The sequence below is a fragment of the Alistipes sp. HGB5 genome, from assembly GCF_000183485.2.
Taxonomy (GTDB): domain Bacteria; phylum Bacteroidota; class Bacteroidia; order Bacteroidales; family Rikenellaceae; genus Alistipes; species Alistipes finegoldii.
The window spans coordinates 1-5,802 of the sequence record NZ_AENZ01000054.1 but is presented as its reverse complement, the minus strand read 5'-3'; the positions used below and the strand labels follow the sequence as shown (position 1 = coordinate 5,802).

The window sequence follows — 5,802 nt, the reverse complement described above, 5'->3', positions numbered from 1 at the left end:
CGACCTGCTGGGACAGATCACCGAGGACGGTCCCATGTCGCAGGAGGAGTTCGAAGCCATGCGCCGAAATCTTTCACGCAAGCGAAAGCCACGGCGAAAACGGACTATATCACGCTAAATGAACAGGCCGGAACATTTATTCCGGCCTGTTGCTAATGTGAAGTGTGCGTCATCAACGGAGGGGGCTACAAAGTAGCAATATCCTCCGGTAGAATATTAAAAACCCACGAGAGGTTTAATTGATCGCTATTACTATATTTTTTCGTATATAGCCGCCAATAAGATTCATTGAAGAATTGTCTGCCCTCTGCGTTCCGGTCTATATATTTCCATATTTTCAGTAATTGGCCATCTTTGGAACAGATACTTATACACCATTCTTGTTCCGGCTTACCGTTCCACGCATCGTAAAATGTGTCAAAAGTGGGTTCTCCTAAATATTGAAACGGACTGAAGCTATGAACTAATACCGAATCTCCGGGGTCAACAACAGCATCAGTATCAATGAACGGTGACGTAGTAATAATTAGAATCTGATCGGTATTGTTTTTTGCATACCATGAAGTTGCATGCGTAGCCACCCATTTCTTCGGGTCGCATGATATGCTAATTAGTGTAATCGCAAATATGAAAGCAATCTTTTTCATGGCATTCTACTCAATATCTGCGGGGAGAATGTCAAAAACCCATGCAAAGTTTAATTCATCGCTATGACTATATTTTTTCGTATATAACCGCCAGTAAGATTCATTAAAGAACTGCCGCCCCTCTGCGTCTCGGTCTGCATAATTCCAACTCTTTAATAAGCTCCCTTCATTCGAAAGAATATCAGTATGCTGATCTTGGACCGCTGTTTTTTTCCAAATGTCATATAAGCCGTTGAAAGACGGAATACCCCAATGTTGCGGAGGACAAAATGAATGAAAACAGACGGAATCACCCGAAATAATTGTTAATATCGACATTAAATGTCCGGGAACAGTTGTTATACTTATTGGTTTATTAGTTGCGTTTTTCACATACCAGTAGGTATAATGAGTCTTTAAATGCTCAGGTGGATCACATGAGACACCACCCAGAATGATTATACATAGGACGAATATTTTTTTCAAAATAGATTGATTTTAATTTATTACAAACTCATGGCATTTGTGAACTACTCAATATCTGCGGGGAGAATGTCAAAAACCCATGCAACCTCACAAGTAGATACATGTTGGAGTTGTGGTTTTTGATAAAATCTCCATGAAGTTTCTTGGAATATTCTTACTGACGGATCATTTTTATCCGAAATTTTCCAAGTTTTAAGTAATTGCCCATTTTCTGACAGGACATCCAGATTTTGTTCCACCCCATTCCCGTTCACGTTCCATAATTCATAAAATAGATCAAAAGAGGGAAATCCCAATTTTTGCATAGGTAATCTATGAAAAACAGATATAGAATCTCCCGGATTCAATAGCCGTTCCGTCCTGAAATCACGCTTCTTAATTACAATTGGTTTCCAAGTCATATTTTTTACGTACCAATGTGCACTATTGGTCGGCTCGGTAGTATGGAATATTCTGCATGATACGAACAAAGTAAGGCTGATAACAGCAAAAATTATTTTTTTCATAGACCATAGTTTTCGTGTAAAGATACAAAGGTTCAGGGAACAATGTCCCTGAACCTGTTAAATATATTAATTACCGCAAGTTATTTCAAGCTGCGCGCCTTGATTAATTGTAAACGGAGAGTTTATAGTAACAGACTTGTTGGCCCGAAAGGTCAGTTTCGCACTATTCGTTACAGTAACATTCCGCGTAAGAATATTATTCCCTGAAAAAACGAAAGACGAAGAAACCGTTTTGTCGGTATAAAAGGCATCATGCGTCAAATCTCCGGTATCAGGTTTGGGGACATTCGGGGTAATCCCGTTGTCCGTAAATGCCTTTTCGATCTCATCAGCCTTTTCGGGATATTTTTCGTACATTTTTGCGACTAATCTGTCATAGGTATCGACCCCAACGACCAAACAATCATATATCTGCTTCTTAGTTAATACTTTATCCCTTTGCAGGTCCCAAAACACATGAGGTTTAAGCCAAGTATGCACATCCGGATAATCATCCAAAAGACCTGACGGATTGTATTTTTCATAGGCCCGGATATGTCCCATTGAGTAACCCCACATTTCACCAATTCCACAAAGTTCTGCATTCTTACCCGTCCCGTTTCCATAAGAACCGTATGTCATAATATAGCTGATATACTTCGCCCAATGCGCACTTCCTACTTGACTGAAATGACTGGCGTGGGACAACTCGTGATTTACAACGTCATAAACCTTCCGGTAAGAGTGTCCACCTGTTCCTATCGTAATATCAGGTAGAACCTTTTTTAGCATTTGATTCAGCACCGTTGCAAGAGTACCGTAACCGATATTGATAAAAAAGTTTTTCCACGATGAATTACCGTTATACCCAATAGGATGTACGATTCGGCGCAACATAGGTGTCGAGGATGTCGTCCAGCGTTTGAAAACCCAAATTTTAAGATTACGGGGCGGTTTGGCAATTCCTGTTTCTTCGCACATTTTATAGTAATCGTAGGTTGCATTATTAACAGCCGCCCAATCCCAAGCAAAACTTCCAGCATTTATATCGCGTGAGTGTCCTCGGTTACTATGCCAACCCATATTAAGATTGGCCCGTGCAATCGGCCCCCAATTACCCCAGATGTCAAAACCTTTCCTGTTGTCAAAAACAATCGCGTAATGCGGTCCGAATCTGAATTTGCTGTCCATTGTATAATGGCCGCTTTCGTCCGTAAATGTCGTAGACCATTTAATAAATCTATGGCATCTGATTTTAACTCCTTTTACCGGAACAAAAGTACCTGCATAATCATCGTAAACTCTGATAGTTCCCTCCGGTCTGCGTTTTCCGCGAGTTTCCGGTTCCTGTTCTTCAAGGGGGTAGCCAAGACTTAAAAAAGCAGCTTCCTCCACATTTATAATACCCCCGCGAGTGGGTGAGATTGTTTCATCTTCTGCCGGAATATAGCATTCTTCAATCACCTCATAAGGTATTTCTTTGGGAAATGCGAAGTCTGGCTTTACGGTTGTATACAACCAAGTAAAACTACCCTCCGGAATAGTCGGGTCTTGATAAACCGCATCTTCCGGAAGTTCGATATTGAGCGGATAGTCGAACAGTTCGAGGTCATAATCGTTTTTCAGGGCAATAAGTTGTAAACTGTCCTGCGGTAAGAATCTGACGTACAAATCCGTCGGTTCAATAGTTTTAGAAACATTATACGAATCGTAAACTCCCTGTATGACATCAACCGTGTACGGATTCGGTAAAAGTTCATATTCTACCATATCACTTCCATCCGAACGGGTTTTTGCGAGTGCCGGCGCGTTGGAATTATCATCGGTCATAATGTCTGTTTCGTCTTTGGTACAAGAGGACAGCATCACAGCCAATAATAATATCACCGAATATATTTTCTTCATAAAACAGTTTTATGTAATTCCGTCAAAATTCAATGATTTCCTATTTCCCGGCGGCTTTTAATTGACTTTCCAATGCAGCGACGCGCGCGGTTAATTCCTGAATGGCGCCCGTCAGAATCGGGATAAGGGCGGAATAATTGACAAGGCGGTCGCCCTCTTCTGTCATGGCGACTGCTCCGGGAATGATAGCTTCTAATTCCTGCGCCAAAAAACCGTATTCCTCCACACCGCTTTGCACGGGACGAATATTGAATCTTTCGTATTCGCTTTCATCCCTCCAATGATATTTCACGGGATTCAATTTCAGCACCATATTCGTTGACGGGTTAGATTGTGCAGTCGCTATGTTAATGGAAAAAGCAGACCGGGAAACGGGTGTCGTTTTCAATGAGCGAATATTGGTTTTCAGTTTTTCATCCGAAGTCTGATACATCGTGCGGCAATAAAGGTCGATATACAAGGACCTGTCGCTATCCAAAAACACAAGTTTATTGGTTGTAGTAGACATACGGGGATCGGCTGCATGAATGTGCATTTTGATACCGTTCTGGTCCGTGGACCCCCAATAGTGCGCCCATCCCGCCCAGCTCGTCGTATAGGTTTTATACATACCTCGTCCTACGGTGAGTTTGCCGTCCTTGTAGGTCATTTGGGCCAAGCAGTTAATCGTAACTGAAAGAACAAACAGAATGGTGAAGATCGTTTTTTTTCATAAGACAAAATTTTAAGGGTTAAAAGTTATTTTGAGGTTTGGAAATTGGCGTTTTGAATATTGTGGACACGATCATTTTCCGAACGTGCGGGTATATGAAACCGACGGCATGATAGGTATCAGCACCGTTGCCTTATAGCTGCCCCGGTAAGGGTAAATGCTCACGGGGTTCTTGTGCCATGTGGCGTTGATGATCGAGAACTGCCAGTTGCGCACGCCGTTGCGCTTGCGGCGCTCCATGTTGTAGCTGACATCGGCGCGGAAATAGTTGTGCATCCGCATCGTGGGATAGGCCGTAATGCCGATGATCGGATTACCGTCCGTATCCGGATAGCTTTCGTTCGTCAGGCGATACGGAAGCCCGGAACGCCATGCAACATTGAGTGAAAAGGTATGTTTTCGGCCCGGCCGCTTCACCACGTCGTAGCTGACGAACGCATTGAAATCGTGCGGTACGTCATACTCAAACGGGTAGGTTACGCCGTCCGAGCGGCGGCGGGAATCGGTATAGGTATAGGAAGCCGTCAGGCTCAGACGTTCGGTCTGGTACTGGAGCATTGCTTCAATGCCGAACGCTCGTCCCGTGCCGTAAATGAAGCCGCCGTTGCCCAGCAGGAAATCGTCGCTGTCGTAGATCAGCGGCAGGTTGCGCATTCGTTTATAATAGCCCTCTACCGAAAGGGTCAGGTTTTCGTGCAGCTTCGCACGTCCGCCGAGCGATACCTGCCATGCGTGTTGTAACCTGCCGTCCCGAAACGGGGTCCAGAAGTCAATCGGCATCGAGTAGTAATAGCGGTTGAATTGAACAAGCGCCTGTGAATTTATCGTCCCCGAAAGCCAGACCGAATTGTCGCGGCCAAAATCATAGGATAGTTGCGCACGCGGCTCTACGGCATATCTTGTCTGCTCCGAATTGTCATAGACCGCGCCCCGCACACCCACGTCGGCCCGCCAGCCTCCCCATTGAAAGCGGTTGTTCAGGAACAGCGCCCCGAAACAAGCTGCTCGGAAGAATAGCCGCGGTCCTTGTGCTGTCCGTTGATGATGCTTTTTCGTGTGCATCGGTTCGAACCGCTGGTGCGAAAACGTAGCTCCGTACTCCAGCGTCCAGATATGCGAAAGCCGTTGGTCGAACGTCATGCGTGCTCCGAACTCGTGGGTTTTGAAAGTCGTTTTGCCCCAATTACTGAAACCGTCGTCTTTAAATTCTGTTTCCTGACGGTTTTGCAGGTAGGTATAGTAGGCCACCACCGAGGAGCGCAGATTATCATTCCAACGCGATTCCAGCCGCAGGGATGCCGTAGTATTGCCCCAGCCGAACCCGTTTTCTGCGTGATCTTCCTTGTTCTTCATGTGGTCGTCGCCGGAATAGATTCCGAGCGAAAGCGTATGATTTCGGTGAATGTCGTAAGTCAGTTTCCCCGTCACGTCGTAGAAGCCGTAGCGGACAGCGTTATCGACGATTGCAAGCACCGCTTCGGGAAAGAAGTAACGTGCTGAAATGAGGTAGGAACCCTTATCGCGTTTGATAGGCCCGTCGAGGGTCCCGGCCAACGACAAGGTTCCCACCGTGAGCGACTGGCGGTGA

The 5,802-nt window shown here is 45.0% G+C and carries 6 protein-coding genes; all 6 read right to left on the bottom strand.

Features of this window, described 5'->3' with window-relative positions:
• Positions 1-185: 185 nt before the first annotated feature.
• Complete coding sequence (locus HMPREF9720_RS09625) at positions 186-647, bottom strand: hypothetical protein (RefSeq protein ID WP_039940373.1); 462 nt, start codon at positions 645-647, stop codon at positions 186-188.
• A 6-nt stretch (positions 648-653) separates the two neighbouring features.
• Entirely contained in the window at positions 654-1,112 is a 459-nt protein-coding gene (locus HMPREF9720_RS15175; RefSeq protein ID WP_083817621.1) for a hypothetical protein, read from the bottom strand.
• 44 nt (positions 1,113-1,156) lie between these two features.
• On the bottom strand, positions 1,157-1,618 hold the full coding sequence (locus HMPREF9720_RS15450; protein ID WP_009598106.1) for a hypothetical protein: 462 nt from the start codon (positions 1,616-1,618) through the stop codon (positions 1,157-1,159).
• 66 nt (positions 1,619-1,684) lie between these two features.
• The gene (locus tag HMPREF9720_RS09620; protein ID WP_039940371.1) at positions 1,685-3,502 is read right to left on the bottom strand and encodes a hypothetical protein; all 1,818 of its coding nucleotides are present in this window, start codon (positions 3,500-3,502) and stop codon (positions 1,685-1,687) included.
• Positions 3,503-3,542: 40 nt separating this feature from the next.
• Complete coding sequence (locus HMPREF9720_RS09615) at positions 3,543-4,151, bottom strand: tail fiber domain-containing protein (RefSeq protein WP_009598107.1); 609 nt, start codon at positions 4,149-4,151, stop codon at positions 3,543-3,545.
• 135 nt (positions 4,152-4,286) lie between these two features.
• Positions 4,287-5,802: TonB-dependent receptor plug domain-containing protein (locus tag HMPREF9720_RS09610; protein WP_009598111.1), on the bottom strand; the 1,516-nt coding region annotated here is incomplete at its 5' end.